General features: G+C 71.9%; 17 protein-coding genes. 12 read left to right on the top strand and 5 right to left on the bottom strand.

Annotated features, from left to right (window positions below; all coding sequences use genetic code 11):
* Nucleotides 1-7 precede the first annotated feature (7 nt).
* The 3 genes from OG202_RS07475 (at nt 8) to OG202_RS07465 (ending at nt 1,420) form a co-directional block, all read left to right on the top strand.
* Entirely contained in the window at nt 8-388 is a 381-nt protein-coding gene (locus OG202_RS07475; protein ID WP_327730861.1) for a VOC family protein, read from the top strand.
* 123 nt (nt 389-511) lie between these two features.
* Nucleotides 512-904, top strand: a complete 393-nt coding sequence (locus OG202_RS07470) for a nuclear transport factor 2 family protein (protein ID WP_326584472.1) — start codon at nt 512-514, stop codon at nt 902-904.
* 78 nt (nt 905-982) lie between these two features.
* Nucleotides 983-1,420: a PPOX class F420-dependent oxidoreductase gene (locus OG202_RS07465; RefSeq protein WP_326584473.1), complete on the top strand. Its 438-nt coding sequence runs from the start codon at nt 983-985 to the stop codon at nt 1,418-1,420.
* A 73-nt stretch (nt 1,421-1,493) separates the two neighbouring features.
* On the opposite strand, the gene OG202_RS07460 is transcribed toward OG202_RS07465, so the two are convergent.
* Nucleotides 1,494-2,009 (bottom strand): MarR family winged helix-turn-helix transcriptional regulator, encoded by a 516-nt coding sequence (locus OG202_RS07460; RefSeq protein WP_326584474.1) that lies wholly within the window; start codon nt 2,007-2,009, stop codon nt 1,494-1,496.
* Nucleotides 2,010-2,369: 360 nt separating this feature from the next.
* On the opposite strand from OG202_RS07460, the gene OG202_RS07455 reads away from it, so the two are divergent.
* Entirely contained in the window at nt 2,370-3,209 is an 840-nt protein-coding gene (locus OG202_RS07455; RefSeq protein ID WP_327730862.1) for a universal stress protein, read from the top strand.
* 59 nt (nt 3,210-3,268) lie between these two features.
* Here the strand turns inward: OG202_RS07455 and OG202_RS07450 are convergent, their stop codons facing one another.
* The 3 genes from OG202_RS07450 to OG202_RS07440 all read right to left on the bottom strand — a co-directional run bounded on the left by OG202_RS07450 (nt 3,269) and on the right by OG202_RS07440 (nt 7,069).
* Nucleotides 3,269-4,744, bottom strand: coding sequence for a bifunctional aminoglycoside phosphotransferase/ATP-binding protein (locus OG202_RS07450; protein ID WP_326585933.1), 1,476 nt, complete (start codon nt 4,742-4,744; stop codon nt 3,269-3,271).
* Nucleotides 4,745-4,847: 103 nt separating this feature from the next.
* Nucleotides 4,848-5,726, bottom strand: a complete 879-nt coding sequence (locus OG202_RS07445) for a universal stress protein (RefSeq protein WP_327730863.1) — start codon at nt 5,724-5,726, stop codon at nt 4,848-4,850.
* A gap of 449 nt (nt 5,727-6,175) precedes the next feature.
* Nucleotides 6,176-7,069 (bottom strand): universal stress protein, encoded by an 894-nt coding sequence (locus tag OG202_RS07440; protein WP_326584477.1) that lies wholly within the window; start codon nt 7,067-7,069, stop codon nt 6,176-6,178.
* A 547-nt stretch (nt 7,070-7,616) separates the two neighbouring features.
* Here OG202_RS07440 and OG202_RS07435 point away from each other — a divergent pair.
* Together OG202_RS07435 and OG202_RS07430 are read left to right on the top strand one after the other, a co-directional pair.
* Nucleotides 7,617-7,871 carry a hypothetical protein gene (locus OG202_RS07435; protein ID WP_328222535.1) on the top strand — a complete coding sequence of 85 codons (255 nt, stop codon included), beginning with the start codon at nt 7,617-7,619 and terminating at the stop codon, nt 7,869-7,871.
* Nucleotides 7,872-8,044: 173 nt separating this feature from the next.
* Nucleotides 8,045-8,980 carry a universal stress protein gene (locus OG202_RS07430; protein WP_328222534.1) on the top strand — a complete coding sequence of 312 codons (936 nt, stop codon included), beginning with the start codon at nt 8,045-8,047 and terminating at the stop codon, nt 8,978-8,980.
* Between the two features lie 307 nt (nt 8,981-9,287).
* Here the strand turns inward: OG202_RS07430 and OG202_RS07425 are convergent, their stop codons facing one another.
* Nucleotides 9,288-9,851, bottom strand: a complete 564-nt coding sequence (locus tag OG202_RS07425) for a cysteine hydrolase family protein (protein WP_327730866.1) — start codon at nt 9,849-9,851, stop codon at nt 9,288-9,290.
* A gap of 681 nt (nt 9,852-10,532) precedes the next feature.
* On the opposite strand from OG202_RS07425, the gene OG202_RS07420 reads away from it, so the two are divergent.
* The 6 genes from OG202_RS07420 (at nt 10,533) to OG202_RS07395 (ending at nt 17,066) form a co-directional block, all read left to right on the top strand.
* Nucleotides 10,533-11,291 (top strand): HAD family hydrolase, encoded by a 759-nt coding sequence (locus OG202_RS07420; protein WP_328222533.1) that lies wholly within the window; start codon nt 10,533-10,535, stop codon nt 11,289-11,291.
* The gene (locus tag OG202_RS07415; RefSeq protein ID WP_327730868.1) at nt 11,288-13,657 is read left to right on the top strand and encodes a glycoside hydrolase family 65 protein; all 2,370 of its coding nucleotides are present in this window, start codon (nt 11,288-11,290) and stop codon (nt 13,655-13,657) included. Before OG202_RS07420 ends, OG202_RS07415 begins: the two co-directional genes overlap by 4 nt.
* Before the next feature lie 213 nt (nt 13,658-13,870).
* Nucleotides 13,871-14,818 carry a universal stress protein gene (locus OG202_RS07410; protein ID WP_326584483.1) on the top strand — a complete coding sequence of 316 codons (948 nt, stop codon included), beginning with the start codon at nt 13,871-13,873 and terminating at the stop codon, nt 14,816-14,818.
* Nucleotides 14,819-14,932: 114 nt separating this feature from the next.
* Nucleotides 14,933-15,289 (top strand): CBS domain-containing protein, encoded by a 357-nt coding sequence (locus OG202_RS07405; RefSeq protein WP_327730870.1) that lies wholly within the window; start codon nt 14,933-14,935, stop codon nt 15,287-15,289.
* Between the two features lie 16 nt (nt 15,290-15,305).
* Nucleotides 15,306-15,818 carry a flavodoxin domain-containing protein gene (locus tag OG202_RS07400; RefSeq protein WP_328222532.1) on the top strand — a complete coding sequence of 171 codons (513 nt, stop codon included), beginning with the start codon at nt 15,306-15,308 and terminating at the stop codon, nt 15,816-15,818.
* Between the two features lie 234 nt (nt 15,819-16,052).
* On the top strand, nt 16,053-17,066 hold the full coding sequence (locus OG202_RS07395; protein WP_327732326.1) for a 2-hydroxyacid dehydrogenase: 1,014 nt from the start codon (nt 16,053-16,055) through the stop codon (nt 17,064-17,066).
* The last annotated feature ends 42 nt before the right edge of the window (nt 17,067-17,108 follow it).

Raw genomic sequence — 17,108 nt, 5'->3', positions numbered from 1 at the left:
GAGTGTCATGACCGTTCCCGCCTTCAACTCGGTCGCCTGGTTCGAGTTCGGCACCGACCAGCCGGAGAAGGTCAAGGAGTTCTACGGGGAGCTCTTCGACTGGAGCTATGTCCTCAACACCGACACCCCGGGCGTCACCTATCACTCGGTGATGCCGCCCGGTGCCGAGCAGCCGGCGGGCGGCGTGTGGGAGTCGGAGGGCAAGTTCCCCGACTACGCGATCTTCTACGTCCTCGTCCAGGACATCGCGGCGACCGTCGAGCGCGCCGGCGAACTGGGCGCCAAGGTGCTCATGGGGCCGGTCTCCGACGCCGCCGGCTTCAGCTTCGCCCGGCTGCGGGACACGGCGGGCAATCACTTCGGCGTCTTCTCCACACCCGCCCCCTGACCTGCCCGCGCGGGCCGCCACCGAAGCCGGACTCGCCGACCGCCTCGACTTCGCCGATAGCCACCCACCCTCGCCCACGAACCCCCAAGAACCCCAAGAACCCCAACCCAAGGAGCACACGACATGACCAGCGCGAACATCGACATCGCCCGCACCTACTTCCAGGCCGTCCAGACCGGAGACATGGCCGCTCTCGGCCAACTCCTCGACGCCGACATCGTCTGGCACCAGCCCGGTGCCAACCGGTTCTCCGGTGACCACAAGGGCCAGGCCGCCGTCTTCCAGATGCTCGGCGGCATGATGGAGGCCAGTCAGGGCTCCTTCGCCATCGACAAGATCGACACCCTCATGGGCAACGGCGACCTGGTCGCCGCCACCATCCACTTCACCGGCCGCCACGGCGACGCGTCGATGAGCATGGACGGCGTCGACGTCCTGCGCATCGAGAACGGCAGGATCACCGAGATGTGGCTCTTCTCCTCCGACCCGGCCGCCGAAGACGCCTTCTGGGGCTAGAACCCGCGGTGCCCGAGGCCGTCGAACTCGGCCTCGGGCACCCACGAGCCGATCCGTACGCACACGAAAGGCGCCCCCATGCGGAAGATGACCGAGCGGCAGTGGCGGGCGTTCGTCACGCACGGCACCCGCACCGGCAAGCTGTCCACCGTCCGCGCCGGCGGCAGCCCCCATGTGACACCGGTCTGGTTCCTCCTCGACGGCGACGACATCGTGCTCACCACCGAGAAGGACGGGGTCAAGGGCCGCAACCTCGCCCGCGACGGACGGTTCGCCCTCTGCGTCGACGAGGACCGGCCCCCGTACGCGTTCGTTCTCCTCCAGGGCCGCGCGACGGTCTCCGAGGACGCGGACGACATGGTGCGCTGGGGCGGCCTCCTCGGCGCCCGATACATGGGCGACGACCGCACGGAGGAGTACGCCGCACGCAACGGCGGCCCCGGCAACCTCCTCGTCCGGGGGCGCATCGACAAGGTCATCGCCTTCGCCGGCATCGCCGACCGAGTCGTGGACTGACGGGCCGGGGCCGGGAGTTGTGTCCGTCCGGCCCCGGCTGATCAACTTACGCGCACTGCGGAGCCGACGCCGCTCACGAGGCCGGCCGGCCGGGCTGCTTCCGCCCCCGCACAGCCGGCGCCGGCGTCCGCGCGGCGGCCTTCCGCTCCGCGTCCAGGGCGCGTCCGGCTGCCCGCAGTGTGCTGAGGACCGCCGTCACCTCGCGTACGGACTGCTCGGGAATCACCGACCCGATCCGCAGTTCCAGCTCTTCCTCGAAGACCTTCAGTGCCCCGTCCACCAGCTTCCGCCCCTCGGGCGTCAGCTCGACGATCGAGGAACGGCGGTCGTCCGGATTGGCCCGCCGCCCACACAGGCCCGCCGCCTCCAGACGATCGACCACCTTGCTCGTGCCACCCACCGTGATCGAGAACTCCTCCGCGATGTCCTGGATCCGCCGCCCGGGCCGCCGCAGCAGCAGGTGCAGCACCTCGAACGAGGTCAGTGCCATGTCGTACTCGGCCCGCAACCGCCCCTCGATGCCGTCCCACATCTCGATCTCCAGCGAGACCAGCTCCCGGTACAGCAGCTTCAGGTCGGCGTCAGCCATCACTCATCTTCCGAAGAATTATCTTCCATGGACAGTTAACTGTAGGGTACTGCCCTTTCGATCGTACGGACTGGAGTTACCATCCCGTACGGCCCGACCTGCTGGAGGTTGGGGGCCGAGCAGGCCCTGACCCAGCTCGTGGACCGGCTTGCCACGGCTGGACATCCCTTCCCCACCCTGCCGACCGGGGTTCCCCGGCGTGGACCGAACGGCCCTTGGAACAGGGGCCGTTCGGCGTTTCCACGGCCCTCCCGGCTTCTGCCCCTGGGAGGCGGCGCACGGCGAGCATCGTTCGAAGAGGCGGGGCCCTCGGGCCGGACGCCTCCATCGGACGGTCGCCGACAGAGGGGAAGTACGGCCATGACTCTCCACCACACAGTCGTCGGAGTGGACGGCTCCCTGGTCTCCGTACGGGCATTGGACTGGGCCGCGGCGGAGGCCGTCCGCCGTGGCACCGCCCTGCGCGTGGTGTACGCGGTCGCGGACCGCGACGAGGCCGCACCGGTCCTGGCCTCCGCATCGTCGCGCGTACGACAGCGGTATCAGGATCTCGCGGTGGAGACCGTCGCCGCGGAGGGCGGAGCGGTACCGGTGCTGGTGCGCGAGAGCGCGGACGCGGAGCTGACCGTCGTGGGAACACGCGGCCTCGGTGCTCTGACCGGTGCCGCGTTCGGCTCGGTGAGCCTGCGGCTCGCGGCGCTCGCACGGGGCCCGCTCCTGGTCGTACGCGGGGATCACCGGTGTGACCAGGGGCAGGATGTGCTGCTCGGACTGGAGGACGACACCGACGGCCAGGCGGCCGACCACGCCTTCCAGGAGGCCGAGCGGCGTGGTGCGAGGCTGCGCGTCCTGCATTCCCGGACTCATCGGCACCACACCCCCGAACTGCCCTCGCTCATACCGGCCCGTAGCCCGGGACAGGAACTGCTCACCCAGGACGCCAGAGCCGAGGGGCCCGTACCGCGCTACGCCCTCACGCGACTGCGGGACCGGTACCCCGCCGTCGAGGTGGAGACCCGCACGGTCCGCGCCGCTCCCGCGGCCGTCCTGCTGGAGACGACCCGCGAGGCCGCCGTGGTCGTCATCGGTGCCCACCACCGTGCGACCATGCTCGGCGCACGCCTCGGGCCGGTCGCCCACACCCTCCACACTCTGCTGCACCGGGCGCACTGCCCTGTCCTCGTGGTGCCGAACGTATGACAGGACGGCTCGGACGGAAGCCTGGCCGCGGCCGACCGGGCCGTTCGGCACGCACGCGTCTAGTCCGGCTCCATGTAGGGGCGGCGGAAGACCGGGGCCTGTTCAGCGGCGTGCGGGCGGATGGCCGCCAGGGCCTGGACGACCGCTGCCTCCAGGGAGCCGCTCGTGTCGACCGCGACGGCCTGCGGCCATGGCGGCTCCGTGGCCGCCATGGCGGTGGCCACGTCGAGGTCGGCGTCGGATGCGCCGGGGGCGCGGGTGGCGAGACGGGCGGCCGTGGTCTCGCCCGGAACCCGGCAGTGCAGGGCCACCAGGTCGGCGTGGGTACGTTCGGCCATGCGCAGGGCGGCTGCACGCTGTTCCGGGTCGGACCAGGAGGCGTCCAGGACGACGGACTCGCCGCGGGACAGCAGGACGGACGCGCGGTCGAGCAGGGCCGCGTAGGTCTGGTTGGTCCATGCGGGTGAGTACAGGCCCTCGCCGTAGGCGGCGGAGGCCGACTGTTCGGCCGGGATGCCGGCCAGTTCCTTGCGGAGGCGGTCGCTGCTGAGCAGTGTGACGCCGAGGCGGTCGGCGAGGGCGCCGGAGAGCGTCGACTTCCCGCTGCCGGGGAGGCCGCCGACGAGGGTCAGGCCGACGGTGGAGGCGCGCAGGTGCCGCAGGGCGGTCGTGATGAGTCGGTGTGACGCCGCCTCCGCACCCGGGGCACCCTGGTGGGCCTGGATCAGCGAGACCTTGGCACGGACGAAGGCGCGGTAGGCGACGTAGTGGTGCCGTAGGGAGGGCGGTGCCGGGTCGCCGGAGTACTCGCCGTACTCGGCGAGGAAGTACGCCGCGGCCTCCGGTACGCCGAGCTGTTCCAGGTCCATGGCCAGGAAGGCGGCATCGTCGAGGCCGTCGACGTGGCGGAGGCTGTCGTCGAACTCCAGACAGTCCAGGACGCGCGGGCCGTCGTCGAGGCAGAAGATGTCCTCGGCGAGCAGGTCCCCGTGGCCGTCGACCGCTCTCCCCTCCTCGATCCGCGTGTCGAACAGGGGTTCGCGGCCGGCGAGATAGCGGCGCACCAGGCGCTCGGTCTCCGACACGCCGTCGGGCGCGGTGCCGTCGTCGGAGAGTGCGCGGACCTGGGCGAAGCTCGCCTCCCAGCGTGAGGCCAGCGCGTCGCGGGTCGCCTGCTCGTCCACCTCCCGGCTGCGGGGCGCGTTCGCGTGGTGGGCGGCGAGCAGCCGGGCGACGGCGCGCAGGGCGTCGTCGATGTCCGCGCCCTCCCGCACGAGTCGGGAGAGGCGGCGCTCGTCGGGCATGCGGCGCATGACGACGACGGGCTCGGGCGCGTCCGTGTCCGGGCTGTGGAATTCACCGACGCCGAGATAGACGTCGGGGGAGAAGCGGCGGTTGAGGACGACTTCCCGCTCGCACGCGGCCCGACGGGCGGTGACCGTGGTGTAGTCCAGGAACGTGAGGTCGACCGGCTTCTTGAGCTTGTAGGCGCGTTCCCCGATGAAGAGGACCACGGCGGTGTGGGTCTCGCGCACCTCCGCACGCGGCAGCGGCGGAGCCCCGTGAGCGGCGCCGCTGCGGAGTACGGAGGCGTCGGACCGCTGAACCGATCCCACCGGCTCTCCGTGAGGGCTGGGCTCAGTCATGGGGGACGACGGCGACCGGGCAGCGCGCGTGGTGGACGGCGGCCTGGGCCACGGGGCCCAGGCGGGGCCCCAGGTCGGGGTGGTGTTTGTGCCGGCCGACGACCAGCAGGTCTGCGCCCTCGGCGGCCTCCACGACGGCCTTGGCGGGGCTTTCGAGCCGGATGGTGTCGGACACGTCCACGCCCGGGAACTTCTCGCGCCAGGGGCGGAGGGCCTGGTTCACGTGATTCCGCGCGTCCTGGACGATCTCCTGGGTCAGGGTGTGGTCCACGCCCCAGGGGGTGTAGGCGTGGAGTGGCGTGCTGCGGCCGTGGACGGCGCGGAGGGGCACGTCTCGGGCCGCGGCGGTGGTGAAGGCGAATTCGAGCAGGTCCTCGCACGGGGCGCGCAGCTTCAGTCCCACGACCACACCCCCTGCCGCACCTGGCTCGGGTGCCGAGGATCCTTCTGCCGGCTTGTCCGCGCGCACCAGGACCACGGGCCGCTCGGTGCGTGCCACGACGATCATGCTGATGTCGCCCATGAAGTAGCTCTCCACGGGAGTCAGGCCCCGTGAGCCGAGTACGAGCATCTCGGAGTCGGACCCGGCCTGGAGCAGTGCGTCCTCGGCGTCGTCGGCGACGAGGTTTCCGACGACGGTGAGGCCCGGGTGGTGTGCCTGGAGTTCTGTCTGAGCGTTGTGCACGAGCCGTTTCGCCCAGTAGTTCTGGTCCAGTTCCGAGGGGACGTGGGTCGGTTCCGGCACCAGCAGGGGCCAGGCGTGCAGCAGGCGCAGGGTGAGTCTGCGTCGCTCGGCCTCGTCGGCGGCCCAGTGGGCGGCGGCGAGGCTCTCGGGCGAGCCGTCGAGGCCGACGGTGAGGGCTCTTTCCATGACGACTGCCTCCCTGTCGTAAGAGCTGGAAGGACGGGTGAGTGTTGCCGACGATCGGACTGCCGCCGTCCCCGTCGGTCGGCGCGCCGAGCACGGCGCTTCTCCGTCGAGGAGTACCGCAGATCTCTCGGTGGCGCATGTGGTCCGCGAAACGGCGGTGAACGCGAGAAGCTCGCCGCCGACCGGGCCGGGCTTCCGTCTGCGGCACGCCGTCTCCGGACTCCAGTCTCCGGACTTCCGTCTACGGGCTTCCGTCTACGGACTTCCGTCTCCGGGCTCCCGTCTCCGGGCTTCCGTCTGTGGCACGCCGGATCCGGGCCCCCGTCGTGCCACGGGCGGAGATCTCCGAACAGCTGCGGCGACCATGCCGCCGAGGTTCTCGGCGCGAGACGCGTGCGGATGCCGGCCGTGCCGCTGCGTGGGGTGGCGGCTGAGCCGCCGTGGGGGACTCACGTGTGCGGCACGATCGCGACCGGGCAACGGGCGTGGTGGATCACCGCGTGCGCGATCGGCCCGGTGTGTGCGCCGAGCTTCTGGGGACGGATCCTGCGGCCGACGGCGAGGAGACCGGCATCGCGTGTCGCCTCCAGCAGCTGTTGCGCCGGACGTCCTTCCTCGACCAGCTCGCGGACCTCCACCGCGGGGTACTTCTCCTTCCACGGTGCGAGTACGGCGACCAGAGCGCGCTCGGCGGATCCGCGTACCGCCTTCCAGGCCTTGGCCTCCAGCGCGCTGGGCATGTACGGCAGCTGCCACGCGTGCACCACCCGCAGCGGAGCCGAGCGCAGCGTCGCACTCTCGAAGGCGAAGGCGAGCAACTCCTCGCACGGAGTCGTGGGATCCACGCCGACGACGACGGCGCGGTACGGCGTGAGGGCGGAGCGGTGGCCGTCCTCGTCCGGCACGTGCTCGTCCTCGACGGTCCGGTCGGCCCGTACGAGCACGACGGGGCGTGACACGCGGGCCACCGCCGCCAGCGCCACCGAACCGGCCATGAAGCCGCCGAAGCCGCTGAACGCCCGGCTGCCCAGAACCAGCAGCTCGCCCTCGTCGCCCGCCGTGACGAGAGCTTCGGCCGCGGGCCGGGAGACCTGATCGGCGCTCAGACGGACCCGTGGGTAGCGCTCGTCGAGCCGGTTCATGGCATCGCGCAGAATCCGCAGCGCCCAGAGACGCGGTGCGTCCAACTCGGGCAGCCCCGACCCGGCGGGTGTCACACCGCCCGGCCACGCGTGCACCAGACGCAGTGGCAGGTCGCGCCTCAGTGCCTCCCGGGCCGCCCACTCGGCGGCGGCGAGGCTCTCGGACGAACCGTCCAGTCCCACGACCACAGGGCGAAGCACGGCGAACACCTCCCGGGATCGGTTTCCCGCTGGTGCCTGTGCGGCCGACCACTACCAGTATCCCCGCGCGGCACCGGCACCGGCGGGGGCCGATACGGCCCCCGCCCTGGGCCGAACGGACCTTTCCGCTGGTCATCGCGGCTTCGGGGCGCGGTACGAGGCGTCGGGGCAGCCGTCCGGCGCATGCCGGCTCGTCGGGGCCGGGCGCCGGGCAGGGCGGCCCGCCGACCGGGGCTGATCGGGTCTCCCGCGGGACCGGTCGGCCCAGGCGCGTCCCGCCCGCCGCGCACACCGTTCCGGGGATGTCTCCTCGTGCGTTGTGCCAGGTGAGGGCACGTGCCCGCAGGGTCCGGCTGCCGAGGGCGGCGTGGCATCTGCGCTCGGCTGCGGCTGCGGCTGCGGGACCGCGGACGAGGCCAGGGGCAGGGGCCAGAGGCAGGGGCACTGCGGCCCTTCGTTCGGGACTCATGGCTCATGCGGGCCGAGGCGCATCGAAGTTGACTGGGAGCGGCAGAGGAAGATGCCCACCCGAGGAGGGACGAGGACCGTGCGTACGACTCTCACACCGGACCACCGGAAGCGGTTCGCGCTCCTGCTGTTCGCGGCGATGGGCGGGACCTTCGTTCTCACCGCGCTGTTCGACGCGCTCGCGCCGCGCCGGCGGGGCCGCCACGCGCACCATGAGCCACCGACCGCACTGCCGACGCGGCCCGCCCGCGGGCTCGGGACCAAGGAATACCGTGCGCCGGTCCATTCCAAGCGCCCCGTCGACCCGATCGCCGGGGTGCTGGTCCGGCACTGAACCGGCGAGAGTCCCGGGCGGGTCCCGGCTGCGGGCCGCGTGAGCCCTTCACACAAAGGGAGTTGGGCCGAAGGGCCCCCGGGAAGGGCCTGTACGGCCCCTTAGCGCGAAGCCGGCCACGCACGACGCTGGAGCGGAAGAACGAACAGGCTTGGACGGAGGAGGTGCGCAGCATGCTTCGGCACATCACTGCGGGAGTCGACGGGTCTCCCGCGAGTCTCGCGGCCGCACACTGGGCGGCCAGGGAAGCCCTGCGCCGCGGCGTCTCGTTGAGGATGGTGCACGCCTGGACGTGGTACCCGAACCCGGCCCCCTCCGTACCGATCGACGTGAGCCAGCGCGACTGGGCCGAGCGGACCCTGGACCAGGCGGTCACGAGTGTGCGTGCCGCGCACCCGGGACTGCGGATCGTGGAGCAGCTGGTGTCCGACTCCGCTGTCGACGCCCTGCTCACCGGGGCGGCGGAGTCGGAGGTACTGGTGCTGGGCTCCAGCGGGTTGAGTGGTGTCGCGGGGTTCATACTCGGCTCGGTGTCGCAGCGGCTGGTCGCCAGGTCCCCGCGTCCCGTGGTGCTCGTCCGGGCGCGCGAGACCTCCGCCGACGAACACTTCCCGGCGTCCGACGGTGTCTCCCCGGACGAGATCCCCGAGACCCCGTTCCGCGATGTCGTCCTCGGGCTGGACACCCGGCGTCCCTGCGACGAGCTGATCGAGTTCGCCTTCGAGGCCGCCCGGCGTTACGGCGCGGCCCTGCACGTGGTCCACGCCTTCAGCGCCACGCGGACCGGCGGCGCCGGCCTCGGTGCGGACATGGAGCCCGGACCCGGACTGCCCGTGGCCCCGGCCGGACCCGAACTGCTCGCGGCGCGAGAACACGCCGTCGTCGCGACGCTGCGCCCCTGGTGCGAGAAGTTCCCCGGCGTCGCCGTGACCGAGACCGTCTCCGAGGAACGGGCGGCCACCGCACTGGTGCGCGCGTCGGCCGGAGCCTCCCTCCTCGTCGTGGGCCGCCGGACCCGGGCGGGCCGCCTCGGCCCGCACACCGGGCCCGTCACGCACGCGGTGCTGCACCACGTCGGCTGCCCCGTCGCCGTCGTACCGCACGGCTGACCCGCTCGCCCGGGCGTCGGGCCGTGGCCGGGCCCGACGCCGTGAACAACCCGCCCCCGCAGTCTCGGCTGCCGCGCCGCGCGACGCGCGACGCGCACCGGCGCACGCATCCGCCGACCGCGGTGCTGCCCCTGTTCCGGGAGTTGCTGGGTGCCGGTGCCGGTGCCGGTGCCGGTGCCGGTGCCGGTGCCGGTGCCGAGGACGACGGGCACGTCTTCGCGGTCGGTGACGCCGACGGGGCCCTGCTGTGGGTCGAGGGCGACGGCATCGCCTCGAACGAGAGTTTCGGTGGCCGGAGGGCCTCCCGCTATCGCGGTGCGATGGCTTGGAGCCAGTCCTCGACGGCGACGACATCCGCCCACTGCGGGAACAGCTTTTCGGTGAGCATCGTGTGCACCTCGGGATCGGTGTCGAGGCAGGCATCCGCCAGGACGGTGAGGCCGAAGTCCAGGTCGATGGCGTGCCACAGGGTGGACAGCACTACAGCGCTGGTGGCGATGCCGGTGAGGACAAGGCTGTCGATGTCGCGAGCCCTGAGTACCAGGTCGAGGTCGCTGCCCGAGAAGGCGCTCCCCCGCCTCTTGGTCACCACGACGTCGCCCTGCTGGGGCGCGACGTCGTCATGGATCTCGGTGCCAGGGGCCCCCTCGCGGAACAGGCCGGCCCGCATGACGTTGGTCATCACCCTGTTGCGGGGGCTGATTTCTGGATCGCCGGGCCGTAACCCGAGCACCACGTAGATCACGGTGATACCGGCGGCCCGGGCACCGTCGATCGCCCTGCGCAGGCGCGGCAGATATCCGGAACCGTCATCGGCGATCGCCACGACGTCCCGTTGGACGTCCATCACCAGAAGCGCGCTGTTCGCCATGCCCGCCGCCTCTTCTCCCTTGGGAAACAACGGCAGGTCTGGTGGATCGACCGAGCTGCGGCGGAGGTTTCGGAGATCCTCTCCCAGGAGCCCTCGGACTCCGCGGCTTCTAGGGCGTGCTTCGGAAGTCCCTTCGTCGCCCGAAGGGCGGCTCTGCGGCGTCCGGTGCGTGCTCTCGGCGCGCCGGACGAAAGGCCTCGTACTGGGCGTACTTGGCCTTTCGTCCGGCGCGGCGGTGGGGGTCCCTCCCGCTCGAGCGGAGCCGAGAGTGGGGGAGCGTGCCGAACGTCGCAGAGCAGAAGGCACTTCCGAAACACGCCCTAGTCATCACCCCGGCCCGCCGGTGTTCCGACGTCCTCAGGACCGGTGACCGGTGACCGGTGACCAGGGCGCAAGGGCCGAACGGCCTCTCCCGTCACCCCGCCGACGGTGCGAAAGTGGCGATGAAGCCCCGCACACCCCTGCGGCCCGGCGAAAGGCGGTGGGACAGGTGGAGCCGCACCTGGTCGTGGGTGTCCGGCCCGGCGCGGGCAGGGACACTCCGGACTCCTGCTCGGCCGGGTGGCCCACATGCTGCCGTGCCACCAGCCGTGTCCGCCGGCGATCGTTCGCGACAGGTGTGGTCGACTGGCCGAACGTGTGATCAGGACCGACCGGTGACTCGCTCACAGGGGAGTACTCATGCCCGTACAGTCCCGCGACGCGCTCGCACCCGTACTGCGGGACGTACGGGCCGTCGTCTTCGACACCGACGGAGTGATCACCGACTCGGCGCGTGTGCACGCCGCCGCCTGGAAGACCGCCTTCGACGCCTTCCTGGGCGAACATCCGCCCGACGATCCCGGGCAGCGACGCCCGTTCGACACCCGGGACGACTACCTGCGGTACGTGGACGGCAAGTCCCGTTCGGACGGGGCCGCCGCCTTCCTCGCCTCGCGCGGCCTCGATCCGTCGGCCGAGACGGTGCGGGCCGTCGCCGCGGAGAAGGAGCGACTGTTCACCGAGCGGCTGCGCGCGCACGGCGTCGACGCCTATCCGGGGACGGTCCGGCTGGTGCAGGCCCTGCGCCGGGCAGGGGTGCCGCTGGCCGCGGCCTCCGCGTCCCGCCACGCCGGTGAGCTCCTCACGCGCGCCGGGGTCCTGGACCTGTTCGAGGTGCTGGTCGACGGTGGTGAGGCTGCTCGGCTGGCGTTGCCGGGCAAGCCGCGGCCCGACCTCTTCCTGGAAGCCGTCGGACGGCTCGGCGTCGGCGCCGACCGCGCCGCCGTCGTCGAGGACGCGCTGGCAGGTGTGGAGGCGGGCCGGAGCGGAGGGTTCGCCCTCGTCGTCGGCGTGGACCGCACCGCCGGTCCGGACACCGCAGAGGCGCTGCGGCGGCACGGCGCCGACATCGTCGTACGGGACCTCGGAGAACTGGTCGGGGGAGGAGCACCGACGTGACGGGCTGGTTCTGGGAGTACGAGGGCTACGAGCCCGCGGACGAGCGGCTGCGGGAGTCGCTGTGCACGCTCGGCAACGGCTACTTCGCCACCCGCGGGGTGCTGCCCGAATGCGCCGCGGACGACGTGCACTACCCGGGCACCTACGCGGCCGGCTGCTACAACAGGCTCACCTCGGACGTCGCGGGACACCGCGTGGAGAACGAGGACATGGTCAACCTCCCGAACTGGCTGCCGCTCCGGTTCCGGCTCGCCGGGGAGCACTGGCTGACCCCCGATACCGCGCAGGTCCTCGACCACCGGCAGGTGCTGCACCTGGCCTCCGGACTCCTTGAGCGTCGCACGCGGTACGCGCTCGGCGGGGATCGGGTGCTGTCGGTGCGCCAGCAGCGTCTCGTGCACATGGCCGACCCCCATCTGGCGGCCCTACGCACCGAGTTCACCGCCGAAGGGTTCTCCGGCGAGGTCGAGGTCGAGGCCACGCTCGACGGCGGCGTCACCAACGCCGGGGTGCCGCGCTACCGCGACCTGGACGGACACCACCTGACCCACGTGCACACCGGTTCCGCCGCCCCGGACACGGTGTGGCTGCGCTGCCGGACACGTACCTCCGACATCCGGATCGGGATGGCGGCCAGGCTGACCGCCGACGCCCCGGTCCTGGCCGGGCACGCACCCCCGCACGCCATTCAGCGCGTGCGCCTGCACCTGACCCCCGGCACCGCGGCCACCGTCGACAAGACCATCGCCCTGCACACCTCACGCGACCCCGCGATCAGTGACCCCCTGGACGCCGCGATCGAGCGGGTGGGCGCCGCGCCCGCGTTCGAGGAGCTGCTCGACACTCATCTCACGGCCTGGGACCAGCTGTGGCGACGGGCCGAGCTCGACGTCCGCGGGGAGGCGGGCGACATCCTGCGGCTGCACCTCTTCCACGTCCTGCAGACCCTCTCCCCGCACACGGCCGACCTCGACGTCGGCGTCCCGGCCCGCGGGCTGCACGGCGAGGCCTACCGCGGCCACGTCTTCTGGGACGAACTGTTCGTGCTGCCGTACCTCAACCTGCACTTCCCGGAGGTGTCCCGCGCCCTGCTCCGCTATCGCCACCGCCGTCTGGAGCAGGCCCGTACCGCGGCCCGCGCGGTCGGGCGGCGCGGCGCGCTGTACCCGTGGCAGAGCGGCAGCGACGGGCGTGAGGAGACGCAGAAACTGCACCTCAACCCGCGCTCCGGACGGTGGCTGCCCGACCACTCGCGGCTCCAGCACCATGTGGGGTCGGCGATCGCGTACAACGTCTGGCGGTACTGCGAGGCCAGCGGTGACGCGGAGTTCCTGCACACCAAGGGCGCCGAGATGCTGCTGCAGATCGCCCGCTTCTGGGCGGACTCGGCCACCTGGGACGAGAGCCTCGGACGGCACCGCATCCGAGGTGTGGTCGGCCCCGACGAGTACCACGACGCCTATCCCGGCGCGAAGGAGCCCGGTCTCGACGACAACGCGTACACCAACGTCACCGCCGTGTGGGTGCTCACCCGCACGCTCGAGGTGCTGCGGGCACTGCCGGAGCCCCGCCGACGCGAACTGGTCGAGCGGACCGGCCTGGACGGCGGCGAGCTCGAACAGTGGGAGGACGTCTCGCGCACCCTCCATGTGCCCTTCCACGAGGGCGTCGTCAGCCAGTTCGAGGGGTACGGCGACCTCGCCGAACTCGACTGGGACGGTTACCGGAAGCGGTACGGCGACATCCGGCGCCTCGATCGGATCCTGGAGGCGGAGGGTGACAGCGTGAACCGCTACCGGGCGTCCAAGCAGGCCGATGTCCTGATGCTCGGCTACCTCTTCTCACCGGCCGAACTCCAAGGTCTGTTCGGCAGGTTGGGTTACGGACTGGACGAGGACGCCTGGCGGCGCACCGTCGACCACTACCTCGCACGCACCAGCCACGGCTCCACCCTCAGCGGCCTGGTGCACGGCTGGGTACTGTCCCGGGCGCGGCGCGCCGAGGCGTGGCAGTTCTGCCAGGAGGCCCTGCGCGGCGACATCGCCGATCTGCAGGGCGGCACCACGGGCGAGGGCATCCATCTCGGGGCCATGGCCGGCACCCTCGACCTCGTCCAGCGCGGGCTGACCGGACTGGAGACCCGCGACGATGCGCTGTGGCTCGACCCGGTGCCGCTACCGGAACTGTCGTCGTACGGGTTCACCCTGCGCTACCAGGGGCATTGGGGTGTGCGGCTGCGGCTGGAGCGCGGGTGGGTGGAGATCGCGGTGCCGTCGTCCGACCGGGACCCGATCGACGTCCGTCTGCCCGATCGTGGTGTGTGTCTCCAGCCGGGGGAGAGGAGCCGACTGGTCCTCCCGGACTGACGTCCGCGGCCTGCCCGCACGAGTAAGGGGCCGGACAGCGCGGTGACGCTCCCTCCTCGGCCCCGTCCGCATGCCGTGTACCGAGCCACGGACCCGTGCCGCACCCGGCGGGTCTCAGGGCCGCTCGGGCCGCGGGCCGGGACCTGCGGCCCCTGCACGGGCGACTCCCCGGCGGCGACGCTGGAATCACATCCCGTTTCAGGAGGCAGAACCATGGTCAACCCCGTTGTCGCAGGCATCGACGGCTCGGCCGAGAGCCTGGCCGCCGCGGAGTGGGCGGCCCGCGAGGCGAAGCTGCGCGGCCTGCCGCTGAAGCTCGTCCACGTCTGGGAACCCGTTCCCGAGCCCATGGCCCAGGCGCCGCTCCTCGGTGCCGAGACGCTGCGGCACTGGAGCGAGCGAAGCGATATGGGGGTACCCCCGGCCGAAGGCTGGGGGAGGATACCGCGAGGGGCGGCCGAAGGACTGAGGGTGCGCCACCCCGAGGTGGACGTGACCGTGGAACAGATCAGCGGCCGGCCCGGCGAGGTGCTGACACGCGTCGCGAAGGACGCCGAACTGCTGGTCCTCGGCTCCCGTGGCCTGAGCGGCATCGGTGGCTTCCTGGTGGGCTCCGTCGGCCAGCTGGTCGTCGCCCACTCCGAGCGGCCGGTGATCCTGGTCCGAGCCGGGGAGCAGACCGCGGACGAGCACGCGGTGGACCCGGCCGGAATCCCGTCCGGCGACGGCACTCCGTTCCGGCCCGTCGTCCTCGGCCTCGACACCGACCACCCGCACGACACGGTGATCGCATTCGCCTTCGACGCCGCGGCTCGGCGGGAGACCACCCTGCGGGTCGTCCACGGCTGGAACCCGCCGCCGTACTACGCGTACGCCATCCCGGCCGATCCGGAGCTCGGCCCTGAACTGAGGAAGCAGCAGGCAACCCTCCTGACCGAGGCCCTGACCCCGTGGCGGCAGAAGTTCCCCGCCGTCGACGTCGTCGAAGTGCCCCGCTGGGGCAGCGCGGCCCACCACATCGTCGACGCTTCTCGCGAGGCCTCCCTCGTGGTCGTCGGCCGACGGATCCGCCGCAGTCCCTTGGGCGCGCACATCGGCCCGGTCACCCACGCCGTCCTGCACCATGCCGCCGCTCCCGTCGCCGTCATCGCACACGACTGACGCACCACGCGCAGGTCGAGGAGGGAACGCACGATGGAGATCCCCCCCCCACGGATATGGGCGTCGCGAGATCCCCCGCACACGCTTCTGCGCCGACTCCGACGAGAAGGGAAGATGGACGTGAGACACAACAAGACCGGCTCCGTGATGACCACGGAGGTCGTCCCCGCCGAGTACGGAACCCCCTTCGAGGAGGTGGTGCGCCGGCCGGCCGGCCGCCGGGTCGGTGGACTGCCGGTGGGCGACGGCGATGGCAAGGCCATCGGCGTCATCTCCGAGACGGACCTGATGTCGCGGCCGGCGGACACCCCCGATCCCTGGCGGCCGAAGCGTCGCTCCCGGTTGTCCGGACTGGCACGCGGCGCCCGGAGGCGGGCCTCGAAGGCGCAGGCCCGTACCGCCGGCCAGTCGATGACCCGGCCGTCCGTCACCGAGCACCCCATCGTCGAGACCGCACCACGACACTTGTGAGAGGAGGCGGACCGCCATGCCCACCAGCGTGCTGGTCGCCTACGGAACGACGAACGGATCGACCGCGCAGATCGCCGAGACCATCGCGGAGGTCCTGAGCAAGGAGGGACTCGCCGCCCAGGCACTGCCGGCCCGGTCCGTGGCGAGCGTGGCGTCGTACGACGCCGTGGTGGTCGGCGGTGGACTGTACGCGGGGCGCTGGCACCGGGACGCCCGACGCTTCGTCCGCCGTCACCGTCACGAACTCGCCGAACGCCCGCTGTGGCTGTTCAGCAGCGGCCCGCTCGACCCCTCCGCCTCGGAGCGGGACATCCCGCCCGTACCGGGGGTGAAGAAGGACATGGACCGCCTCGACTGCAGGGAACACGTCACCTTCGGTGGCTGCCTGGAGGAGGGCGCGAAGGGATGGGTCGCCGGGATGATCCTCCGCTCCGGAAAGGGGGGCGACTTCCGTGACTTCACCGCCATCCAGGAGTGGGCCGCCCGCATCGCGGCCGAACTCGTGGGCGCTGAGCAGGGAAGGAGCTGACCCCCGCCTCACCGACGCACAGGGCAGCGGCCGTTCGGGGGCGGCGAGGTGCCAGGGCCGCCCTTCGGCACCACGACGCCGTCGCCACTGTGCGCGGAACGGGTCACTTTTCCGCAGGTGTGCGCCAGTGGGCCCCACGGTGGGGCCCGCCGTGCCCGTCGTCTCATGGGTGTCGTCCTACGGTGGAGAGGTGGACCACCCGTCCTCATGACCGCCCTCATGGGAGGAAAGCACGTGGAGATCGTCGCGTACGGCGTCCAGGCGGACGAGGAGCCGCTGTTGCGGGAGGCGTTCGACCGGGCGTTCGCCGGCCGTCATCGGCTCCGCTGTCTGTCGCTGTTCCTGGACGAGGACACCACCCCGACCGCCGACGGCCACGAGATCGTGCTCTGCGGTGTCAACGACACCCTGGACGCGAAGGTGCTGCGCTCGCTGGCCGCGGGCGGCACGAGGATGATCGCCCAGCGGGCCACCGGCTTCAACAACATCGACCTGACGGTGGCCGAGGAGCTGGGGCTGACGGTGGCCCGGGTGTCGTCCTACTCGCCGTACGCGGTCGCCGAGTTCGCCTGGGCGCTGGCGCTGGCCGTCGACCGCCGGATCGTCCGGGCCGCTCACCGCACCCGGGAGTTCGACTTCCGGCTCGACGGACTGATGGGCCGCGACCTGCACGGCCGGACCGCGGGTGTGGTGGGCACGGGCAGGATCGGGACCGCGTTCGCCCGGATCGCCCACGGCTTCGGCATGCGGTTGCTGGGCTGGGACAGCACCGAGAATCCCGACTGCCTGGCCCTCGGCATGCGCTACACCACGCGTGAGGAGCTGTTCGCCGAGGCGGACCTGGTCAGTCTGCATGTGCCGCTCCTGTCGGACACCCATCATCTGGTCGACGCCGAAGCCCTGGCCCTGATGAAGGACGACGCGATCCTGGTCAACTCCAGCCGCGGCGGTCTGATCGACACCGACGCCCTGCTGGACACCCTGCGCGCGGGGCGGCTGAGGGGTGTCGGCCTGGACGTGTACGAGGAGGAGGCCGGGTTGTTCTTCCTCGACAAGTCCCTGGAGGTGATGACGGACGAGCGCCTCGCCCGGCTGATGACCTTCAACAACGTGCTGGTCACCTCGCACCAGGCGTACTTCACTCGGGACGCCGTGGAACAGATCGTCGCCACGACGGTCACCAACATCGAGGACTACGTCGCCGGCCGCACCGGTGACAACATCCTCGTCCGGCCCTCGCCGACCTGAGGGCGGGCGCGGACGGGCGCGGAGCCCGCAACGGCGGTCCGT

The organism is Streptomyces sp. NBC_00310 (assembly GCF_036208085.1).
Taxonomy (GTDB): Bacteria; Actinomycetota; Actinomycetes; order Streptomycetales; family Streptomycetaceae; genus Streptomyces.
This window is presented reverse-complemented; position numbering and strand designations above follow the sequence as displayed.